We start from the raw sequence: 18,843 nt of genomic DNA, 5'->3' as shown, positions 1-18,843 counted from the left end.
CTTCTTTTTAATGCGCTTTACAGAAGCGAAATGAAGGGCACATTTTGCCACGCGGTTCGTTAAAAATCGTGAGCGTAAAGGTATGGGCCTGCGGGGTTAACTTAGGTAAAGGAAAGTCAACGTAACTGGCTGTCTTTCGAACCTCTGCGATTATATCCCGAATATGATGAGTTTTTTGAATCTTTATGCTGCTGGCAGGAGATGCAAAGCCTTACGCCGGGGATGGCTTTCCGGCGCGCCTCCGGAATGGGTTCTCCGCATTCTTCGCATTCCGTTAAGCTTTCGCCGCGCGGAATTTTACCGCGGGCGCGCGCAACCGCATCTTCAATAGTACTGTTGATCTGTTGGTTAACAGCGTCGTCATTTGCCCAGCCGGAAGCCATAGCGTCCTCCTGAAATCGGTTTAAGCCATACGTTTACTATGGGGTTAAAAAATGAACAATCAAGGCGAAGGAAAAAGAGAACTGCATCTGTGCGGCAGATGCAGTGTGTTGGAGTGTAGTGGGGTTACTTGTAAATGGTCGCGGTGCCAAACATATGGTTATCGCCGCTGGCGGAATTAATCTCGAATCCTTTTGCACCTTCCTGACGGGCTTTTTCGGCAAGTTTAGCCTGGAGATCGTCAAGGTTGCTGGCACGGCTAACTGAAACGGTGCCTGCAGGACGGAGCTGGCTGGTGTCGGTACTCTGGGTTAGTGACTGAACGGCCATGGCAGAGAATGAAGCAGTTGCCAGGACGCCAGCGATAATAGCAAGGGTCAGATACTTTTTCATAATCACATCCTCATGAGGAAACAGCAGGTGATTCCCTTTAAGTTTAGAAGCCTGATGAGTGTGACTTAGCGCAAATATTTGATGATGATCTGCTTATTTTTTGAACGATATAAATTGACAATTCGCTGACAGATCATAGACATAAAGGTGTTTGATTTACGGCGTTTTTTTGCGCGACGCAGAGAAAGATTTACCGTTGGGCCAGCAAAGGGTATCTTACGCCGCTGTTTAAAGGAGAATGCCATGACTGCCCAAAAGCCGGGATTGCACCCGCGAAATCGCCACCGCAGCCGCTACGACATGAATGCGTTATGCCTGAGCTGCCCGCCGCTGCAGGACTACCTGGTTCAGACCCCAGCGGGAGAGCCCTCGGTCAACTTTGCTGACCCGCAGGCGGTTAAAATGTTGAACAAAGCTCTACTGGCGCATTTTTACGGTGTGGCTCACTGGGATATTCCGGAAGGCTTTCTCTGTCCACCTGTGCCGGGCCGCGCGGATTACGTGCATCACCTTGCCGACCTTCTTGCCGAGGGCAATGAGGGCGTTGTTCCGCCGCAGGCCACCATTCTGGATATTGGCACCGGGGCGAATCTGATTTACCCGCTGATCGGCGCGCATGAATACCACTGGCGCTTTACCGGAAGCGAAATCGGTGCCGAGGCCTTTGCCAGCGCCCAGGCGATTATCAGCGCGAATCCTGGGTTGAGCCGCGCCATTCGCCTGCGTCGTCAGAAAGAGGCGGCGTCGATCTTCAACGGCATTATTCACAAAAACGAAAGCTATGACGCCACGATGTGCAATCCGCCGTTCCATGATTCGGCGGCATCGGCCCGCGCGGGCAGCGAGCGCAAGCGCCGCAATCTGGGTCAGGCTGAAGACGCCGCGCTGAACTTCGGTGGTCAGCAGCAGGAGCTCTGGTGTGAAGGGGGCGAAGTGGCGTTTATCCTGCGCATGATTGCGGAAAGCAAACAGTTTGGCCGTCAGGTGAAGTGGTTCACAACGCTGGTTTCCCGCGGAGATAACCTGCCGCCACTCTACCGCGCGCTGACCGAAGCGGGCGCCGTAAAAGTGGTGAAAAAAGAGATGGCGCAGGGCCAGAAGCAAAGCCGCTTTATCGCCTGGACGTTTATGGACAATAACAAACGTCGCAAATAGCACTCCGTCGCAGGCCGGGTAAGGCGAAGCCGCCACCCGGCAACCGGGCTACAGCGTCGGCTCCTGCGGAGGGAGCGGCGATGCGGGCGGCGGCAGTACCTGATAGGTCTGGACCGGCATCCGCACGTTCGCCAGATCGAAGTGTTTTTTCACCATGCTGTCGAGCGCAAAGCGCACCGTCCACTGCTTCAGCGGCTGGGTGGTGAACGACACGCGCAGGGTAAACGCCGTGTTCGTCAGCCCGACGATGCCGGCGAATGACGGCTCGCCAATCACCAGCCCGCGAATATCCTCCATCTGCATCAGCTCTTCTACCGCATCGCGCAGCGCCTGCTTCGCTTTATCGGCATCCTCGTGACGATCCACATCGTAGTTCGCTACAACTGAACCAATGCCGCGCACAAAGTTGGCGAAGGTGGTGATCGAAGACCAGGGAATGATGTGGTACGCCCCGGTGTCCTGGCGCACGCCCACCGAGCGGATGGACATCCTCTCCACGGTGCCGGTTAACGGCCCAATCGTGACCAGATCCCCCGTGTTCATCCCGTTCTCAAACTGGATAAAGATGCCGGTAATAATATCCTTCACCAGCGTTTGCGACCCGAAGAAGATCGCCAGCCCCAGCGCACCGGCCCCCGCCAGCAGCGGGGCGATATTTACGCCGATTTCCGACAGCACAATCATGATGGTGATGGTGCTGATAATCACCGCCAGCGCGTTGCGGAACAGGGTTAACAGCGTTCTTGCCCGCGCGCTGGGCAGGGGACGGCCGTGAATATCCGATACCAGGCGGTTCTCGATAAGGCTCGCCAGCAGCGTCCAGCCGACGGCGGAGAAGAACAAAATCAGCGCGATGCGAATCAGGATATCGACCGTTTTTTCACCCGCACCGTTGTGCAGCCAGTTCCAGAAATCAAACAGGCTCCACGCATTCAGGAGCAGCATAATCGCCACGCAGACGGTGAGAATGCGCGCCACTTTGAGCGATACCGACATCCAGCCGTTCACCCGTTTTTGCAGTTCCGGGTAATTACGCTGTACCTGCGGCGACAGGGTGATGATTTTCGAGATCCAGCGCGACAGCAGCCCCGACACAAACGCCGCGATACCGATAATGGCCAGGCTTTTGAACGTCGCCCCCATCATGAATTTCAGGCTATTGCCCGGGTCGAACAGCGAGAAGAAGCACAGTACGATGAAGTAGGCGCTTGCCAGCCAGTGCCACACCAGGGCGAAAGCGCGGATAAACAGGCTAAAGAACGAAAGGGAGCGATCGGCCAGATTCAGCAGGCTTTGGGTAATGGTTTTTTTATTGTGGAAGATCAGATACAGCGACCAGACGGTAATGCAGATCATGATAATGACGTTTGCCAGCGCCCCGAACTGGACGTTCACCTGGTTGGAGATGATCGGCACGGCAACCAGCAGACCGTAGCCAATCAGCCCGCTGAGCACGCTCAGACGCAGCGCCCAGTACTTCGCGCTCGCATCCCGGATGGCGAAAGGACGCAGCGCCGGTACGTGCGGGCAAAAGAGTAACCGCAGCAGCGCCTTGAAGAACTCAATCAGGGCAAAGGCATTCAGGAAAAGCGACTGCTGGAAGGCGATGGTTTTGTTGTCCGCGTTCAGCCTGTCGGCCAACATCTGACCTAAAAACAGCGTCAACGCAAGCAGCAGTAAATCGATGATAAACGCTGAGGCTATCATCAACGGCAGGTGCAGCCAGCTGCTTTTCTGCTGATTCTTTCTGCGTCCCCATTGCCCCATTTTGCGGTAGAGCGGCCACGCGCACAGGCGCACCAGCCAGTAAAAAAGAAATACTGCGCCGGCCAGCATCAGGAACTGCGTGGCGGCGGCGGTAAACGTTTGTGGGTTAAACGGCTTATGCGGCGAGCCAATCAGGTTGCGGTAGAGCTGAGCAAAGCGCGAGGAGAGCGCTTCCCCATAGTGCCGGCTCACGTCGGTGACATTTTCCAGCACCGTTTTTTGTTCCTCCACCTGGGGAGGGGTGATGACAGGCACCGGCTCCTGCGGCGGCGTGGCGGCCACTTTCCGCAGCTGACCAATAAGTTCCTGCCGGGAGGTGTCGTTCTCAAGGACGTCGGCGAGGGCGCTGTAGGCGGCTTTTTTCTGTTCGACATCGGGTTCAGGAGGGGGCGTATTTTGCTGGCTGGCGGTTGTTCCGGTGGTCACGCCGGGGATCGCGACGGCGAACGATGGCGCACTAAACAGGCTAATCAACAGCAACAGGATCCACGGCACGGCGTCCTCCGGTGAAAATGTCGAACAAAATGATAAGTATAGAAGTCGGGACGCGGAGGGGGATTTTTGGGAACAATCTGGCGTAAAAAAGCCGGGCAAGCCCGGCTTTAGCGTAAAGCGATGGATCAGGAGACGTGCTGCAGGAACTCCTGCAGACGCGGGCTCGGCGGGTTCGCAATTAATTCCTGCGGGTTACCGTCTTCCGCGATACGGCCTTTATCAATAAAGATCAGGCGGGACGCCACTTTTTCAGCGAAGCCGATTTCGTGGGTCACGATCACCATCGTCATCCCTTCTTCTGCCAGATCCTGCATGACCTTCAGCACCTCGTGGCGCAGCTCGGGGTCGAGTGCGGACGTAGGCTCATCAAACAGCATCATTTTCGGTTTGACCGCCAGCGCGCGGGCAATCGCCACGCGCTGCTGTTGACCACCGGACAGCTCAGAAGGGTAGTGGTGCGCGCGTTCAGCCAGGCCGACTTTCGCCAGCAGATCTTTGGCCAGCGCTTCTGCCGCCGCTTTGTTGGCGCCGCGCACGCGCAGGGGGCCAAACATCACGTTCTCCAGCGCCGTCAGGTGCGGGAACAGGTAGAACTGCTGGAACACCATGCCCGCTTCCTGACGAATCAGACGGTCATCCACTTTCGGGTCGTTCACCTTCAGACCGTCGACGATAAGATCGCCGCTGGTGATCTCTTCCAGCTTGTTGATGCAGCGCAGCAGGGTGGATTTACCGGAGCCGGATGGCCCAATAATCACCACCACTTCACCCTGCTTAATGTTCAGATCAATATTGTGCAGCACCTGGGTTGGGCCAAAGTGCTTGGAAACGTTTTTAAATTCAATCACAGGATTTTCATCCTTCTTTCAAGACGACGCAGAACGAAGCTCAGAACCAGAGTAATGATCAGGTAGACAACGGCTACCGCACTCCAAATTTCCAGCGCGCGGAAGTTGCCAGCAATGATCTCCTGACCCTGACGGGTCAGCTCGGCCACGCCGATAACAATGAACAGCGACGTATCTTTAATGCTGATGATCCACTGGTTACCGAGCGGTGGCAGCATGCGACGCAGTGCCAGCGGCAGAATAACGTGGCGGATCGTTTCGCGACGAGAAAGACCTAGCGCCAGACCGGCTTCACTGAAACCTTTATGAATCGACAGCACCGCACCGCGGGTGATTTCCGCAATGTAGGCGCCTGAGTTGATCATAATGGTGACGACGGCTGCGCTGAACGGATCGATGCGCAGGTCGGTGAACGCCATTGGCAGGGCGAAGTAGATGAACATGACCTGTACGACAATTGGGGTGCCGCGGATCACTTCGATGAAAACCAGTGCGATGTGGTTTGCAATCCAGCCGCCGTAGGTGCGAGCGAAACCGGCGACAAGACCGATAATCAACCCACCAACCAGACCCAGGACCGAAATCCACAGGGTCATTTTAGCGCCTTCAAGCAAGATAGGAATGGCAGGCCAGATGGCGCTCCAGTCAAACTGCATGATAATTTCCTGTTACTGTTACCGTGTTTCAAAAATAGCAGGGGCGAAAGGTCGCCCCCGAGTGAACATCATTGTTACGTCTTATTATTTAGGCTCGGTACCGAACCATTTTTTGTAGATTTCGTTATAGGTGCCGTTCTCTTTCAGCGTTTTCAGCGCGCCGTTAACTTTCGTGCGCAGGTCGTCGCTGCCTTTCGGGAACGCGATACCGTACTGCTGGGCTTCCAGAGACTCGCCAACCGCTTTGAACTTACCGTTACCGGCTGTTTTGATGAAGTACAGGATGTTCGGCGTGTCGTGCAGAACCGCGTCAGCACGGTTGGTGCCGAGTTCCATGTACGCGTTGTCGATGTTCGGGAACTGACGCAGGTCTTTGGTTTTGATATTTGCTTTCGCGTAATCAACCGAACCGGTGCCGCTCTTCACTGCCACCACTTTGCCGTCGAGATCTTTCACGCTTTTTACGTCGTTATTATCGGCTTTGACCATCACCAGCAGGCCGCTTTTGTAGTAGCCGTCAGAGAAGTCGATCGCTTTTTTACGTTCATCGGTAATGGTGATGCCCGCCAGCGCCAGATCAACGTTCTTGGTTTGCAGTGCCGGGATGATGCCGCTGAAGTCCATCGGCTTCAGGGTGTAATCCAGTTTGAGTTCTTTTGCGACTGCGGCCCACAGATCCACATCAAAACCAACGTATTTATCACCCTGTTTGAATTCAAACGGAACGAACGCCGTGTCGGTCGCCACAACCAGTTTGTCGGCAGCCTGAGAGGACACCGCAAAAGCCAGGGTAAGTGCAGCCAGTGAAACTTTTAATACAGACTTCATAGCATTTCCTTTTATATCCACGGGGCGATCCCCTGCGAGAACAGGTGGCACAATGAAAAAATCGTGCCAACTTTACAAGCCATTGTTTTGCAAAGGGGATGATGTCATACATTGCACATTAAATGGGGCAATGAGGTTTTATTGCACCAAAGTGGAGCACTGTTTTGGTGCGCTTCGTTTGGCTCAACTGACGGGGAGATATTTAGCGTAAATTATGACGAAAAAACAATCTTCCGTTAACGGTTGTGTGAGGTGATTATTACATTTCGTTCACTTTTGCAGGTGTGCAGACAAAAACTGTGCACCATAGATGTGCAAAACCCTCACCGGAGGGCGAGGGTTTGATAGAAAATTCGTATGAATTATTCGATGTTAGATTCGATAAACCACAGGAATTGATCCAGGTCGCGGGACGCGGCGGTGAAAATGTCAGCGGTATCTTCGTCTTTGGCTTCGCCAATCGCTTTGCGCACATCATTTGCCACAATCGCGTAGCGGTCCGCCAGCTCTTTCAGATGATCCTGAACGGTATGGATATCCAGCGGATAACTCTTCAGTGGCGTTTTGCTGTTGATCACCTGCGTGGTACCCAGCGCCACGCCGCCTAGCTGAACGGCACGTTCAGCCATCGTATCGAGGTGGGTCACCAGTGCTGTGCGGAAGCCATCCAGCATTTCATGAACGGCAATAAAGTTTGCACCGCGCATATTCCAGTGGGCCTGTTTGGTGATCAGCGAAAGATCGATGAACTGGATCACCTGGCGATTCAGCAACTCAATGGTTGCTTTTTTGTCGCTGTCCGATACATCGTTACGGGTATAAAGCAGATTAGACGCTTTCGTTTTCACCAGTTTAGCGGTACTCATAATCTCATATCCTCTTGATGTTTATGTCCCAGGTAATTACGGAACTAAGTATAGCACCGGATTTTTTCCCTGCGGTTTGGCTATGCCTATCGGTTTAATAGCGAGAAGGAGGTTGAGATTTTAACTCATTGAAATTAATCTGAAATTTTAAAATTGATACAGATCAATCTTAATTACTGGCTGGGAATGTAAACCCAGAGGGATATTTTGAAAATAGGGTGAAGTGTGTAAAAAATTATAACGACAGTCTTTCTGGCCTTTATTCTGCATGGCGTGGAAGCCATGCAGAATATATGGGCTTAGCGGATATCCACTTTCTCCACTTTAGGTTCAGGGCGCATGGTGAGCGTCGAGCCCATTGATGCCGCGATAATCGAGCAGAGCGCCAGAGTCTGGGTCAATGTCAGGGTTTCGCCGAGAAACACCATCCCGGAAATGGCGGCTAGCGCAGGCTCCATGCTCATCAGGGTGCCAAATATGCGCGTCGGCAGACGCGTCAGGGCAATCATCTCCAGAGAATAGGGAAGTGCGGTAGAGAGGATCGCGACCGCCAGCCCGATGGGCATGACGGACCATTGCCAGATAGATTCGGTCGCCTGCGCCATGCCGATGGGCACAAAGACGATAGCAGCGATCAGTGAACCCAACGCGACGGTCGCCGGACCGTGCTCTTCTCCTGCACGCTGGCCCGTGAGTATATAGACGGCCCAGCAGGCGCCTGCACCCAGCGCCAGCGCTGCGCCCGTCAGATCAATCTCAGAAACACTCTTGCCCAGCGGCAGCAGGAACCACAACCCCAGAACGGCTAACACGACCCAGATAAAATCGACCGGACGTCGCGAGGAAAAAAGCGCCACCGCCAGCGGGCCGGTAAACTCCAGCGCGACGGCGATCCCCAGCGGTATCGTCTGAATAGAGAGGTAGAACAGGTAATTCATTGCCCCCAGGGAGAGTCCATAAAACAGCAACGGTAAACGCTGCTCCTTTTTGAATCGCAGACGCCAGGGTTTGAAAATAACCACCAGTATCGCCGTGCCCAGGACGATACGCAGGGCTGTTACCCCAGGCGCACCGACCAGCGGAAAAAGCGATTTTGCAAGCGAAGCACCGCTTTGAATGGACAACATGGCAATGAGTATGACTGCGACCGGCAACCAGACCGACGACGTGCGGGATAACCCAGGCATCCTTTCTCCTGTCAGCTTATGTCAAATGAGGTAAAAGTTGCAGTGTAAAGGAAATATGCGGCTACGGTTGAGGCGCTGTTGAAAAAAAACCATGTCAAATCCGTAAAATGGTTAAGCGCTGGTGGATTTATCGCCTGTCAGATTAGGAATAATCTGGATGAATGTAACTGCGCAGACGCGCACTATGCGCATTTAGTAGTGAAAATTGCATGTGATTTGAAAGAGATAGCTGACGCTGGAAACGTTCTGTTACAGGAAAGGTTTCATTAGACATCACGAATCACAAAGAGTTTCGCAAATTTTTTTGATATATTTAAAACTTACGGACTTACTTGGATCACATTTGAGGTGGTTATGAAAAAAATTGCATGTCTTTCAGCACTGGCCGCTGTACTGGCTGTTTCCGCAGGTACCGCTGTAGCTGCTACTTCTACTGTTACTGGTGGTTACGCTCAGAGCGACTATCAGGGCGTGATGAACAAAGCTAACGGTTTCAACCTGAAGTATCGTTACGAGCAGGATAACAACCCACTGGGCGTGATCGGTTCTTTCACCTACACCGAGAAAGATCGTTCTGAAAACGGCGCATACAACAAAGGCCAGTACTACGGTATCACCGCGGGCCCGGCTTACCGTCTGAATGACTGGGCGAGCATCTACGGTGTTGTAGGTGTTGGCTACGGTAAATTCCAGCAGACCGAAAACCAGGGTCTGAACCGCACTGCAAGCAACAGCGACTATGGCTTCTCCTATGGCGCAGGCCTGCAGTTCAACCCAATCCAGGACGTTGCTCTGGACTTCTCCTATGAGCAGAGCCGTATCCGCAACGTTGACGTTGGCACCTGGATCGCTGGCGTAGGTTACCGCTTCTAATCACTTCGGTGATTAAATAAAAAATCCGCCCAATGTGGCGGATTTTTTTTGTCGAAGAGAAAAGCAAAACGGCAACCTTAGGTTGCCGTTTTTAGTGTTTGTTCCCTCTCCCCGTGGGAGAGGGCCAGGGTGAGGGCATCGGTCCGCACGAGACGGCAATTACTTATTCTTAATATCAAAAATATCCGTACCCAGATGGTTGTAGTCAACTTTCTGTAACTTGAAGTTGGTAACGTACACTGGGGAAGCTTTCTTGTTAGAGACAAACGGGTAAGCATTTTTTATCTGCTCAGCCTTAATCCCGGTCCACTGCGAGAAGAACTGCAGGAAATCATTTGCCGAACGACGCGCTTTAATAACGCGATGCGTTTTATCGTCACTCGACAGCACCATAAACGGCACCTGGAAGTTCTGCTGGAACTTGTCATCGTGCGCCAGGTACTGCACCTCTTTACCACGCTCTTTAAACGCCAGCCCGTGATCCGAGAAATAGACCATGGAGAAGCTGTCGCCCGTATTGCGTAGCTGATCGTACAGCTTGCTCAGCAGGTCGTCGGTTTGCGTCATGGTGTAGAGATAGCAGGACGTCTCTTTGGACTGCACAAACTCCGCGTACTTCCCACCGGTCCGATCGCAGGCCTGCGGGTGCGACCCCATCAGGTGCAGGACGATCAGCTGAGGCTGGGTGCGCGGGGTGGCGAAGACCTGTGCCGTCATTTTCAACAGCGCTTCGTCTTTGGTGTTTTTGTCGGCTTCGAAGTCGCCATTTTTCAGGAACTGCACTTCGTCAGCGCGTTTGGCGATACTGGCGATGGCCGTATCGTATTCGCCAATTTGCCCCTGATTAGAGAACCACCACGTCTGAAAACCCGCACGGTTTGCCAGGGTGACGAAATTATCCTGATACTGCGGTTTGCCATCCACCACCCGGTTAAGGGTCAGGCCGAGCGATTTCTGCGTCGAGCCGCTGGCCGCGACATAATCGGTAAACAGCGTGCCTTTGACTGAGCTGGCAAACGGTGTGTTATCCCAGTGACCGCCAAACGCTCCCATCGCATCGCGACGCGCGCTTTCGCCAATCACCACCACATAGGTGTGATATTTCGGCTTAACGGCCAGCACGTTCCAGGTGTCTTTCATATTGGAAAGCTCAGCCATGCGCGCCTGTTCGTCGAGAACCTCTTTATTGTTTACAACGACGTCTTTCACGAAGCGGAAAACCGGATAACCGATATTGCTGAGCCTTAGTTTACCGTCCCAGGGAATATTCTGGATGGGAGCGACAAAGGCCACGGCAATGCTGAGCACCAGACAGAGTATTTCGATCTTACCCCAGGATTTTTTCTCGCCCGACTGACGGCGGATGGCGATAACGCCCAGCGCGAAGATAAAGATCCCGACCACGTAGCTGTACCACGGGAAGATCGTCAGGATCTCCGTTGACTCTTCCATATTGGTCGAGTGCAGCGCCAGCAGGGTATTAAAGTTTGGCGCGCCGTAAGCCTGACCAAACGGGAAATAGAGTGCAGCAACCAGCGAACAGATGCCGATTAACGCTTTTTGCACGCGCGGTGCGGATCGCCACAGCAAATGCAGAACGCAGGTGAACGCCACCGCGTAAAGCAGACTAAAGGGATAACCCAGCGCAAAGTTAATCAGTAATGACTGCAAAAAGTAAAAACCCGTCCACGGGCTTAAGGCCCGGCTGCGGGTCACAACGGTATCTATCAGGGTTACATTCATAGGTCACTATCATGGATGAAAACGCCATGTGCTCACCCTGGCGTCAAGGGTCATAACCTGCCTGACAGTGCGTGGAGAGGGAATGAGGGTCCGCTTCAGCGAGCCGCAAATTGTGCAGGGCTGCAAGAAGATAGTGCGAGCGCTAAATAATATCAACAGTTGCTAAGCAGATGTTTTGCGAAGGGGATTGCAAATCCGTAAAAAAGATCGGGAATAAGGCGGCTGGAAGCCAGTTTAGAGCGAGATTGTGACGGGAAAATGAAGCGGCGTACCGCAACGCCGCTTAGTGGGAAGATTTGTCGTCCTGATGCGGTTTGTTGTTAAACATATCGCACAGCATGTTCAACAGCATTAAGCGCACTTTAAAAGGAGAGTGGGTAAACACGGTCATGCACCTCTTGAATTCGTTCATAAGACCTCCTGAGTTTTGATCCCTTCGATCCGTGAAGGGTGACTGCATTACATACAGATATAGCACAGGCTATATTGTATAGCTATGGCTATTTCGTTAATTTTTTGTGCTTGCGGAGCTATGGTTTACAATGTGCGCTCTCGAAACCGGGCGCTGGAAGCGTCACCCCACTGAGGAAGTACAATGAACCGTCGCGCAGGTCATCCGACAATGAGGAAAACGACGCAACTGGTGAATGTTGAAGAACATGTCGAAGGTTTTCGCCAGGTCCGTGAAGCGCACCGGCGTGAACTGATTGATGATTATGTTGAACTCATTTCCGATCTGATCCGTGAGGTTGGTGAAGCGCGCCAGGTCGATATGGCCGCCAGGCTGGGGGTTTCACAGCCAACTGTCGCTAAAATGTTAAAACGCCTGGCCTCCGTGGGCTTAATTGAAATGATCCCCTGGCGCGGTGTTTTTCTGACGCCGGAGGGGGAGAAACTCGCGCAGGAGAGCCGCGAGCGCCATCAGCTTGTCGAGAATTTTTTACTGGTGCTGGGCGTCAGCCCGGAGATCGCCCGCCGGGATGCGGAAGGAATGGAACACCACGTTAGCGAAGAGACGCTGGTGAAATTTCGTGAATTTACGCTTAAATATGGTCCCTCCGCTGAATGAAAATCCCTGGACTGCAGGCCCTGGCACGCGATCGTTTTTTCCATCTGTTATTACTCATTGGCGCAGCGTTAAGCCTCTTTGTGCCGTTTGCCCCACATGCCTGGCCCGCCGCGATTGACTGGCGCACCATCATTACCCTGAGCGGCCTGATGATGCTCACCAAAGGGGTCGAGCTGAGCGGCTATTTTGACGTTCTGGGACGTAAAATGGTGCGCCGGTTTGCCACCGAACGCAGGCTGTCCCTGTTTATGGTGTTCTCCGCCGCGGTGCTGTCGACGTTTCTGACCAACGATGTGGCGCTGTTTATCATCGTGCCGCTCACGCTCACGCTGCGTAAGCTCTGTGAAATTCCGGTCAGCCGGCTCATTATCTTTGAAGCGCTCGCCGTTAACGCCGGTTCTCTGTTGACGCCTATCGGCAACCCGCAAAATATCCTGCTCTGGGGCCGTTCCGGCCTGTCGTTTGCCGCCTTTACCTGGCAGATGGCCCCGCTGGCGCTGGTGATGATGCTGTCGCTGCTGGCGGTCTGCTGGTTTGCGTTTCCGGATAAAAAACTGCAGTACCACAGCGGCACCACGGGCCCGCAGTGGCAGCCGCGTCTGGTGTGGAGCTGCCTCGGGTTATACATCGTCTTTCTGTTCGCGCTGGAGCTGAAATATGAGCTGGCGGGCGTCCTGCTCGTTGCCGCAGGGTTTGTCGTTCTGGCGCGGCGCGTGCTGGTGAGCGTGGACTGGACGCTGCTGCTGGTCTTTATGGCGATGTTTATTGATGTGCATCTCCTTATCCAGCTTCCGGTGCTGCAAAACGTTCTGCACAGCGTCAGCACGCTGTCTCAGCCGGGATTGTGGCTAACGGCGATTGGGCTGTCGCAGTTTATCAGCAACGTGCCTTCCACCATTTTGCTGCTCAACTACGTTCCGCCGGATACGCTCCTGGCCTGGGCGGTGAATATCGGCGGGTTTGGGCTGTTGCCCGGCTCGCTGGCCAACCTGATTGCCCTGCGTATGGCCAACGACCGTCGTATCTGGTGGCGTTTCCACGTCTGGTCGATTCCGATGCTGGTTTGGGCCGCGGCGATCGGTTTCGGACTATTCCTTCTCATATAGTGCGCAATTTGTCAGTTTTTCCTGGCAAACGTATAGCAACGTCCTAGCTTTAGTGAACGGCATAGTGTGATGCCGCTCACTGACAGGACCGTTGCTGACCTATGGCTGAAGATCAAAACCCGCCTGCTGACGAGCAGGACAAAAACAATAATGCGCGTAAGCGCCCGGGCAAAAAACCGTTAATTATCCTCGGCATTGTCGTGGTGGTGATGGTCGTCGTGGCGCTGGTCTGGTGGTTTTTAACCCGTAACGAAGAGACGACCGACGACGCCTTTACCGACGGCGACGTGGTGACGATTGCCCCCAAAACGGCGGGCTACGTCACCGAGCTGCGCGTGCGTGATAACCAGCGCGTGAAAAAGGGCGATCTGCTGGTGGTCATCGATCCGCGTGATACCACCGCGCAGCGCGATCAGGCCCAGGCCCAGCTTGGGCTGGCTATCGCGCAGCTGCATCAGGCTCAGGCACAGCTGGCGCTCTCAAAAGTGCAGTATCCCGCCCAGCGTGACGAAGCCAAAGCGCAGGTGCTGAAAGCGCAGGCCGATCTGGCGAACGCGCAGGCGGAGTACCGTCGCCAGCGCGGCGTCGACCCGCGGGCAACCACCCAGCAAAGTATTGATTCCGCGAACGCTCAGCTGCGCAGCGCGCAGGCGGGGCTGGCCAGCGCCCAGGCGCAGCTGGAGGTGGCAGAGCAGGTACAGCTGCAAATCCGCCAGCAGGAAACCAACGTTGAAGCGCGCGAGCGTCAGGTCGATCAGGCGAAAGCGCAGCTGGAAACGGCCAATCTGAACCTCTCTTACACCGAAGTCCGCGCTCCGTTCGACGGGTTTGTCACCAAACGCAACGTGCAGCCCGGCACGCTGGTGCAGGCGGGAACGGCGCTGTTCTCCCTGGTTTCGCCGAACGTGTGGGTGGTCGCGAACTTCAAAGAGTCCCAGCTTGAGCGCATGAAGCCCGGCGATAAGGTCACCGTGTCCGTCGACGCGTGGCCGGATATGTCGCTCGAGGGCCACGTTGACAGCATCCAGCAGGGCAGCGGCTCGCGCTTCTCCGCCTTCCCGGCTGAAAATGCCACTGGTAACTTCGTCAAAATTGTGCAGCGCGTGCCGGTGAAAATCGTGATTGATAAGGGGCTCGATCCGAACAAACCGCTGCCGCTGGGGCTCTCGGTTGCGCCGAAGGTGACGGTGGAATGACGGACCACAGCCACGACAGCTGGAAGCCCGCCAGCAACCCGTGGGCGGTGGCGATTGTCGTCACCCTGGCGGTGTTTATGGAAATTCTGGACACCACCATCGTCAACGTGGCGCTGCCCCACGTGGCGGGTTCGCTCTCGTCCAGCTATGACGAATCCACATGGGTGTTAACCAGCTATCTGGTCGCGAACGGCATCGTGCTGCCCATCTCGGCGTTTCTGAGCCGGGTGTTTGGCCGCAAGCAGTTCTTCCTGATCTGCATCGTCATGTTCACCGTCTGCTCATTCCTGTGCGGGATCGCCACCGAGCTGTGGCAGATCATCCTGTTCCGCGTGATGCAGGGCTTCTTTGGCGGCGGGCTGCAGCCCACGCAGCAGTCGGTGCTGCTCGACTACTTCAAGCCCGAAGACAGGGGCAAAGCCTTTGGGCTCTCGTCCATCGCGATTATCGTTGCGCCGGTCCTCGGTCCGACGCTGGGGGGCTGGATCACCGACAACTACTCATGGCGCTGGGTGTTCTTTATCAACATTCCGGTGGGGATTGTCACGGTGCTGGCGATCTACCAGCTGCTGGAAGATCCGCCGTGGGAGAGCAAGTCTAAAGAGAAGCTGACCATCGACTGGACGGGGATCGGCCTGATCGCCCTGGGGCTGGGCTGTCTGCAGGTGATGCTCGACCGGGGAGAAGACGAAGACTGGTTTAACTCGAACTTTACCCGCACTTTCGCGGTATTAACGCTGATCGGCATCATTGGTGCGATTTACTGGCTGATGTATGCCAGAAAACCGGTGGTGGATCTGCACTGCATGAAGGACCGCAACTTTGCCATCTCCAGCCTGCTGATGGCGGGGATGGCGATGATTTTGTACGGCAGCTCGGTGGTGATCCCGCAGCTGGCGCAGCAGGACCTGGGCTATACCGCCACCTGGTCCGGGCTGGTGCTGTCGCCCGGAGCGGTGCTGATTGTGCTGACGATTCCGCTGGTGCTGAAGCTGATGCCGGTGGTGCAAACGCGCTGGATTATCGCCTTTGGCTTTACCTGCCTGGCGGTGTCGTTCTTCTGGTCGCGCACGCTGACCCCGGATATCGACTTCGAAACCCTGGTGTTGTTCCGCAGCGCCCAGTCGCTGGGGCTGGGGTTCCTGTTTGTGCCGCTGACTACCATTGCCTTTATCTCAATACCAAGGCGGCTGAACGCCGATGCGGCAGCGCTGTTCACCATGTTCCGCAACGTGGCGGGCTCGGTCGGGATCTCGCTGTCGACGGCGGCGATTACCGAGCGCTCGCAGGCGCACAGTGCGCACCTTGCGTACCATGCCTCGCCGTTTAACGAGCAGTTTCAGCAGGCGATACGCGAAAGCGCGCAGGCGATCCAGAACTTCACCACCCAGGTGGGCGATCCCACCGGCATCGCCACCGGACGTATGTACCAGACGATGATTGAGCAGTCGCGCTTCCTGGCCTACATCGACGTCTTCACCATTCTGAGCGCGGTGGCCTTGCTATTGATTCCGTTTTGTTTGTTGCTCTCGCCGGTTAAGAGCGAGGGGAGTGCAGGAGCACATTGATGATACACAGACGTTTACACCCCCTGATGATAATGATGCTGCTGGCAGGCTGCGCCGTCGGGCCGGACTACCAGCAGCCCGCGTTACCTGCCGTCACGCACTGGAACGATAAAGGCGACGGCTCGGTGAAGTCGCAAACCACCTCCGCCGCGACCAATCCGCGCTGGTGGAAAACGTTCGGCTCGCCGCAGCTCGACAGCCTGGTTGAACGCGCCATCGCCGGGAACCTGACGCTGCAGCAGACGGTGCTGCGCATCGCCGGAGCGCGCGAACAGATTAACCAGGCGGGCGGGGCGTTTTATCCGTCGGTGAACGGCAATCTGCAGGCGACGCGCCAGCAGCTCGGGCTGGAAGGGGAGCTGAAATCCCACGGCGTATATGACCAGGTGGATAGCATCGATCCCGCTCTCAAGGGCGCGCTGGGACCGCTGACGCAGCCGATCAACCTCTACCAGGGCAGCTTCGACGCCCAGTGGGAAATCGACCTGTGGGGCAAGGTGCGCCGTCAGGTGGAAGCCGCCGAAGCGCAGCAGAAAGCGGCTATCGAACAGCGTAACGACGCGCTGGTGTCGCTGGAGGCGGAAGTGGCGCGCGCGTGGCTCCAGCTGCGCGGGGCGCAGAGCATTATCGCCACGCTGAACACCCAGATTGAGAGCGCGCAGCAGACGCTGGATCTGACCGAGAGCCGCCAGCGCGGCGGGCTGTCGCCGCAGATGGACGTGGAAAACGCCCGGGCGCAGTTAGGCAACCTTGAAGCACAGCTTCCGCAATATCAGGCGCAGGAGCGGCAGGCGATGAACGGCCTGGCGATCCTGCTCGGTAAGCCGCCGGGGGCGCTGGATGCGGAACTGCAGAGCGTGCAGCCGATGCCCGCGCTGCCGGATATTGTGCAGACCGGCATTCCGTCGACGCTGGCGCGCCGCCGTCCGGACGTGCGCGAAGCGGAGGCGAACCTTCATGCCGCCACGGCGCAAATCGGCGTCTCTGTGGCGGAGCTGTTCCCGAGCTTTACCCTCTCCGGGCAGTTTGGCCTGCGCAACAGCGAAACCAACTGGCTGACCGACTGGAGCAGCCACTTCTACAGCTTTGGCCCGCAGGTCTCCATTCCCATCTTCCAGGGCGGTCGACTGGTCTCCAGCGTGAAGGTGGCGCGCGCGCAGCAGGGTGCGGCGGTGCTGGACTATCGTCAGACGGTGCTCACCGCGCTTGGCGATGTCGAAAATGCGCTGGTGAGCTATCGCACCGACCAGCAGCGTGAAGCGGGGCTGGCGAAAACGATCGATGCGCTGCAAAACGCGTTTGACCTGGCAAGCGACAGCTACCGCCAGGGGATCGCCAGCTTCATTGACGTGCTGGACGCCCAGCGACAGCTGGCGCAGGCCCAGCAGCAGCGCGCCCAGGCGCAGGTGCAGAGCGCGCTCGATCTGGTGGCGCTCTACAAGGCGCTCGGCGGCGGCTGGGAGCCGTACCAGCAGGTGCAATTACCGGACTACAGCGTCTTTGGCGACGCCCCGCGCGGATAAATATTCAGAGGATTGGGCAAGAAACGGACAGGAACGCCACATTCGCGATCGCTGAGGGGCGGGTATAACTATCGGGTACCCCTTAAACGACATGCGAGGATTATCTTATGCGTTATCAAAAACTGGGCAACACCGGACTGTTTGTTTCTGAACTGTGCCTCGGCACCATGACCTTCGGTGGTGAAGACGGCATGTGGGGCAAGATTGGCCAGCTTAAGCAAAACGAAGCGGAGCAGCTGGTGGGCCGCGCGCTGGATGCGGGCATTAACTTCATCGATACCGCTGACGTCTATTCGGAAGGGCGCTCGGAGACGATCCTCGGGCAGGCGCTGAAAAACCTGAAAATCCCGCGCGAGAACGTGGTGGTCGCGACCAAGGTATTCGGCGAAACGGGTACCGCCGGGGTGAACTCGCGCGGCAGCTCGCGCTATCACATCATCAGCAGCGTGAAGGAGAGCCTGCGCCGCCTGCAGCTCGATCATATCGATCTCTATCAGCTTCACGGTTTCGACCCGGCCACGCCGATTGAGGAGACGCTGTATGCGCTGGATAACCTGGTGCAGCACGGCCACGTGCGCTATATCGGCGTCTCGAACTGGGCGGCGTGGCAGATTGCCAAAGCGCTGGGCATTTCCGAGCGTCTCGGGCTGGCGCGGTTCGCATCACTGCAGGCGTATTACACCATCGCCGGACGCGATCTTGAGCGTGAGCTGGTGCCAATGATGCAGAGCGAAGGCGTCGGGCTGATGGTCTGGAGCCCGCTGGCGGGCGGTCTGCTGAGCGGAAAATATGGCCGCGACGGGCAGAGTGAAGCCGGTGGTCGTCGTCTGGAGTTTGACTTCCCGCCGGTGAATAAAGATCGCGCCTTCGACTGCGTGGACGTAATGCGGACTATCGCCGAAAGCAAGGGCGTCTCCGTCGCGCAAATCGCGCTGGCGTGGCTGCTACATCAAAAAGCGGTGACCAGCGTCATCATTGGCGCGAAACGCGTTGAACAGCTGGACGACAACATTGCTGCCACCGGGATCCTTCTCAGCGAAGACGAGCTTAAACAGCTGGATGCGGTCAGCGCGCTGCCGCGGGAATATCCTGGCTGGATGCTGGAGCGTCAGGGAGAGTATCGCCGTAATCAGCTCGCGCAACAGTAACCCTTCTTGCCCCGGGAGTGCATCGCTTACCGGGGCTTTTT

At 56.0% G+C, this 18,843-nt stretch carries 18 protein-coding genes; 8 read left to right on the top strand and 10 right to left on the bottom strand.

Annotated elements, in window-relative coordinates:
* Positions 1 to 116: 116 nt before the first annotated feature.
* Both ACDO57_RS11135 and mcbA read right to left on the bottom strand, forming a co-directional pair.
* Positions 117 to 383, bottom strand: coding sequence for a DksA/TraR family C4-type zinc finger protein (locus ACDO57_RS11135; protein ID WP_370883975.1), 267 nt, complete (start codon positions 381 to 383; stop codon positions 117 to 119).
* A 124-nt stretch (positions 384 to 507) separates the two neighbouring features.
* On the bottom strand, positions 508 to 774 hold the full coding sequence (gene mcbA / locus ACDO57_RS11130; RefSeq protein ID WP_024908715.1) for a DUF1471 family periplasmic protein McbA: 267 nt from the start codon (positions 772 to 774) through the stop codon (positions 508 to 510).
* A gap of 243 nt (positions 775 to 1,017) precedes the next feature.
* On the opposite strand from mcbA, the gene rlmF reads away from it, so the two are divergent.
* Positions 1,018 to 1,929: a 23S rRNA (adenine(1618)-N(6))-methyltransferase RlmF gene (gene rlmF, locus ACDO57_RS11125; protein WP_024908713.1), complete on the top strand. Its 912-nt coding sequence runs from the start codon at positions 1,018 to 1,020 to the stop codon at positions 1,927 to 1,929.
* A 48-nt stretch (positions 1,930 to 1,977) separates the two neighbouring features.
* Here rlmF and ybiO read toward each other — a convergent pair whose 3' ends face one another.
* The 6 genes from ybiO to rhtA all read right to left on the bottom strand — a co-directional run bounded on the left by ybiO (position 1,978) and on the right by rhtA (position 8,576).
* Positions 1,978 to 4,191: a mechanosensitive channel protein gene (ybiO, locus tag ACDO57_RS11120; RefSeq protein WP_370883974.1), complete on the bottom strand. Its 2,214-nt coding sequence runs from the start codon at positions 4,189 to 4,191 to the stop codon at positions 1,978 to 1,980.
* A 125-nt stretch (positions 4,192 to 4,316) separates the two neighbouring features.
* Positions 4,317 to 5,039: a glutamine ABC transporter ATP-binding protein GlnQ gene (gene glnQ / locus ACDO57_RS11115; protein WP_048991512.1), complete on the bottom strand. Its 723-nt coding sequence runs from the start codon at positions 5,037 to 5,039 to the stop codon at positions 4,317 to 4,319.
* Complete coding sequence (glnP, locus tag ACDO57_RS11110; RefSeq protein WP_014169254.1) at positions 5,036 to 5,695, bottom strand: glutamine ABC transporter permease GlnP; 660 nt, start codon at positions 5,693 to 5,695, stop codon at positions 5,036 to 5,038. The genes glnQ and glnP overlap by 4 nt, the downstream gene beginning before the upstream one ends.
* A gap of 84 nt (positions 5,696 to 5,779) precedes the next feature.
* Positions 5,780 to 6,523: a glutamine ABC transporter substrate-binding protein GlnH gene (glnH, locus tag ACDO57_RS11105; protein WP_023310880.1), complete on the bottom strand. Its 744-nt coding sequence runs from the start codon at positions 6,521 to 6,523 to the stop codon at positions 5,780 to 5,782.
* A 362-nt stretch (positions 6,524 to 6,885) separates the two neighbouring features.
* A complete protein-coding gene (gene dps / locus ACDO57_RS11100; protein WP_010428924.1) occupies positions 6,886 to 7,389 on the bottom strand; it encodes a DNA starvation/stationary phase protection protein Dps in 504 nt (167 codons plus the stop codon).
* A 299-nt stretch (positions 7,390 to 7,688) separates the two neighbouring features.
* Positions 7,689 to 8,576, bottom strand: coding sequence for a threonine/homoserine exporter RhtA (gene rhtA / locus ACDO57_RS11095; RefSeq protein ID WP_024908710.1), 888 nt, complete (start codon positions 8,574 to 8,576; stop codon positions 7,689 to 7,691).
* 354 nt (positions 8,577 to 8,930) lie between these two features.
* Between rhtA and ompX the strand changes: the two genes are divergently transcribed.
* Positions 8,931 to 9,449, top strand: a complete 519-nt coding sequence (gene ompX / locus ACDO57_RS11090) for an outer membrane protein OmpX (RefSeq protein ID WP_024908709.1) — start codon at positions 8,931 to 8,933, stop codon at positions 9,447 to 9,449.
* Between the two features lie 159 nt (positions 9,450 to 9,608).
* On the opposite strand, the gene ACDO57_RS11085 is transcribed toward ompX, so the two are convergent.
* Both ACDO57_RS11085 and mntS read right to left on the bottom strand, forming a co-directional pair.
* Positions 9,609 to 11,192, bottom strand: coding sequence for a phosphoethanolamine transferase (locus tag ACDO57_RS11085; RefSeq protein ID WP_157188802.1), 1,584 nt, complete (start codon positions 11,190 to 11,192; stop codon positions 9,609 to 9,611).
* 283 nt (positions 11,193 to 11,475) lie between these two features.
* Positions 11,476 to 11,604: a manganase accumulation protein MntS gene (gene mntS / locus ACDO57_RS11080; RefSeq protein WP_032645368.1), complete on the bottom strand. Its 129-nt coding sequence runs from the start codon at positions 11,602 to 11,604 to the stop codon at positions 11,476 to 11,478.
* Positions 11,605 to 11,787: 183 nt separating this feature from the next.
* Here mntS and mntR point away from each other — a divergent pair, with 183 nt between their 5' ends.
* The 6 genes from mntR (at position 11,788) to ACDO57_RS11050 (ending at position 18,802) form a co-directional block, all read left to right on the top strand.
* Positions 11,788 to 12,261 (top strand): manganese-binding transcriptional regulator MntR, encoded by a 474-nt coding sequence (gene mntR, locus ACDO57_RS11075; protein WP_023310887.1) that lies wholly within the window; start codon positions 11,788 to 11,790, stop codon positions 12,259 to 12,261.
* Positions 12,258 to 13,367: an anion transporter gene (locus tag ACDO57_RS11070; RefSeq protein WP_024908707.1), complete on the top strand. Its 1,110-nt coding sequence runs from the start codon at positions 12,258 to 12,260 to the stop codon at positions 13,365 to 13,367. Before mntR ends, ACDO57_RS11070 begins: the two co-directional genes overlap by 4 nt.
* Before the next feature lie 101 nt (positions 13,368 to 13,468).
* Positions 13,469 to 14,563 carry an HlyD family secretion protein gene (locus ACDO57_RS11065; protein ID WP_248163652.1) on the top strand — a complete coding sequence of 365 codons (1,095 nt, stop codon included), beginning with the start codon at positions 13,469 to 13,471 and terminating at the stop codon, positions 14,561 to 14,563.
* Entirely contained in the window at positions 14,560 to 16,131 is a 1,572-nt protein-coding gene (locus tag ACDO57_RS11060; protein WP_032649392.1) for a DHA2 family efflux MFS transporter permease subunit, read from the top strand. The genes ACDO57_RS11065 and ACDO57_RS11060 overlap by 4 nt, the downstream gene beginning before the upstream one ends.
* Positions 16,131 to 17,654 carry an efflux transporter outer membrane subunit gene (locus ACDO57_RS11055; RefSeq protein WP_370883973.1) on the top strand — a complete coding sequence of 508 codons (1,524 nt, stop codon included), beginning with the start codon at positions 16,131 to 16,133 and terminating at the stop codon, positions 17,652 to 17,654. Before ACDO57_RS11060 ends, ACDO57_RS11055 begins: the two co-directional genes overlap by 1 nt.
* 107 nt (positions 17,655 to 17,761) lie before the next feature.
* Positions 17,762 to 18,802, top strand: a complete 1,041-nt coding sequence (locus ACDO57_RS11050; RefSeq protein ID WP_370883972.1) for an aldo/keto reductase — start codon at positions 17,762 to 17,764, stop codon at positions 18,800 to 18,802.
* Positions 18,803 to 18,843 lie beyond the last annotated feature (41 nt).

The organism is Enterobacter cloacae complex sp. 2015409 (assembly GCF_041365315.1).
GTDB classification, from domain to species: Bacteria; Pseudomonadota; Gammaproteobacteria; order Enterobacterales; family Enterobacteriaceae; genus Enterobacter; species Enterobacter pseudoroggenkampii.
The sequence above is the reverse complement of the archived record's forward strand: the minus strand, read 5'-3'. Positions and strand labels throughout refer to the sequence as shown.